Below are 2,455 nucleotides of genomic sequence, written 5' to 3'. Positions count from 1 at the left end.
GGCGGGCGGGTTATTTTGGCATGGTGCTCGGCACCATCGGAATGGGCTTCGCCTGGCGTTACGCCAGCACCCTCTGGCCGGTCAGCCGCAGCATTGGTGATGGGCTGGTGACGCTGGCGATGGCGATGTGGGTCCTGCTCAGCATGGCGTTTATCAGCCGGGCGATCCGCTTTCCGGCGAGCGTGCTGCGGGAGATGCGTCATCCGGTGAGCAGCAGCTTCGTCAGCCTGTTTCCGGCCACCACGCTGTTGGTGGCGATTGGTTTGGCTCCCTGGTGCCGGCCGCTGGCGATCGGGCTGTTTGTGCCGGGCGTGGCGCTGCAGCTCGCCTATGCCGCCTGGCAAAGCGGTGGGCTATGGCGAGGGAACCATCCTCGCGAGGCCACCACGCCGGGGTTGTATCTGCCGACAGTAGCCAATAATTTTATCAGCACGATGGCCTGCGGCGCGCTGGGATTTTCCGATGCCGGACTGGTGTTCCTCGGCGCCGGGGTCTTCTCCTGGCTGAGCCTCGAGCCGGCGATCCTCCAGCGTCTGCGCAGCGCAGGCGAGCTGCCGACGCCGCTGCGCACCTCGCTGGGGATCCAGCTGGCGCCTGCGCTGGTGGCCTGCAGCGCCTGGCTCAGCGTCAACGGCGGGGAGGCCGATACCTTCGCTAAGCTGCTGTTTGGTTACGGCCTGCTGCAGCTGCTGTTTATGCTCCGTCTGATGCCCTGGTATCTTCGTCAGCCGTTCAATGCTTCTTTCTGGAGCTTCTCGTTCGGCATTTCCGCGCTGGCCACCACCGGTCTGTATCTCGGCCAGGCCAGGGGAGACGGCTTTTTTCATCATCTGGCGATGCCGCTATTTATTTTTAGCAATCTGGTTGTCGGCCTGCTGCTGCTGCGTACAGCGTTGCTGTTGGTCAGCGGGAAACTGTTGCTCCAGGTCGACCGGGAAACACTCCTGAATAAGAAGGAAGGATCATGACAAAGCGTGACGCGGATTATTTTAGTCAAAAATACAGCCTGACCCGCACCCATTCCGAGGTGCTGCATGCCGCGACGATTGTGCCGCCGGGGCGGGCGCTGGATCTGGGCTGCGGCAACGGGCGTAACAGCCTTTATCTGGCGGCGAACGGCTTCGCGGTGACGGCGTGGGATAAAAATCCGATGAGCGTCAACAATCTGGAAAGTATTCGCGCCGCCGAGCGACTGGATAATCTGCAAACGGCGGTGAAAGACCTCAACAGCCTGAGCTTTGACGGCGAGTATGACCTGATCCTCTCCACCGTAGTGATGATGTTCCTCGAGCCTGACACCATCCCGGGCCTGATCGCCAATATGCAGCGCTGCACCGCCGCCGGCGGCTATAACCTGATTGTGGCGGCGATGGATACCGAAGACTATCCCTGCACCGTCGGCTTCCCGTTTGCCTTTAAACCTGATGAGCTTCGTGATTATTACCAGGGCTGGGAGCTGCTGAAATACAATGAGGACGTCGGCGAGCTGCATCGCACCGACGCCAACGGCAATCGCATCAAATTGCGCTTCGCCACCCTGTTGGCGCGCAAGCCTGCCTGATTCGCCGCGGCGTGGGAAGCTGAGCATGGCCCGCGCCGCATTCCCCGCCAGAGCCTGGGCAAGACAGAGACCCGTTGCGGCGAAAATGAGCCTGGAAAACCGCGCGATACCCCTTTTAAGTGATTATTTATTAACGTAATGTTCAGGCAATCAATATTTATAAATCTTCCTTGACGAAGCCCTTTTTTTGTCACAAAACTAGTGGGTCCTATTTGCTATAACGTCTGCCGAAAAAAAACTGCATTTACAGGGATCTCTCTATGCGTACTCGCGTTTTACTGAAAGTCGCCGCTCTGGCGGGAATATTGGCGTTGACCGGCTGTGCGGCGAAAGTGGCGCAACCGGATCAGTATTCGGGCTTCTTAAAAGATTATTCCAGTTTGAAAGAAACGACCTCTGCCTCCGGCAAGCCGGAGCTGCGCTGGATCGATCCGAACTTCAATCCGGCCAACTATGACAATATTGTTTATCACCCGGTGACCTACTATCCGGTACCGAAGCCGACCACCCAGGTAGGGGAGAAGGCGCTGCAGGATATTCTTAACTACACCAACAAAGAGCTGAAACAGGCTATTTCCGAGCGTAAACCGCTGGCCACTACCGCCGGCAAGCGCAGCCTCATCTTCCGCGGGGCGATCACCGGGGTGGACTCCAGCAAAGAGGGGCTGCAGTTCTATGAAGTGATCCCGGTCGCTATGATTGTCGCCGGCACCCAGGCCGCCACCGGCCATCGTACCATGGACACCGATCTGTACTTTGAGGCGGAGGTCATTGACGCCAGCACCAATAAGCCGGTCATCAAGGTCGTTCGGAAAGGGGAAGGCAAAACCCTGGCGAATGAGAATACACCGCTGACCGTCGATACCCTGAAGCAGGTTATTGATGATATGGCGG

At 58.4% G+C, this 2,455-nt stretch carries 3 protein-coding genes; all 3 read left to right on the top strand.

Going from position 1 to position 2,455, the window contains the following annotated elements:
• Window positions 1–968: dicarboxylate transporter/tellurite-resistance protein TehA (tehA, locus tag HMPREF9538_RS16225; RefSeq protein WP_009484800.1), on the top strand; the 968-nt coding region annotated here is incomplete at its 5' end.
• A complete protein-coding gene (gene tehB, locus HMPREF9538_RS16230; RefSeq protein ID WP_002907481.1) occupies window positions 965–1,561 on the top strand; it encodes a tellurite resistance methyltransferase TehB in 597 nt (198 codons plus the stop codon). The genes tehA and tehB, both read left to right, overlap by 4 nt.
• A 260-nt stretch (window positions 1,562–1,821) precedes the next feature.
• Window positions 1,822–2,455 (top strand): DUF3313 domain-containing protein (locus HMPREF9538_RS16235; RefSeq protein WP_009484799.1); only part of this gene is annotated, 634 nt, incomplete at its 3' end.

Origin of the sequence: Klebsiella sp. MS 92-3, assembly GCF_000195655.1 — a bacterium.
Taxonomy (GTDB): Bacteria; Pseudomonadota; Gammaproteobacteria; order Enterobacterales; family Enterobacteriaceae; genus Klebsiella; species Klebsiella pneumoniae.
Note: the sequence above shows the minus strand (reverse complement) of the source record. Positions and strands in the feature narration are given on the sequence as shown.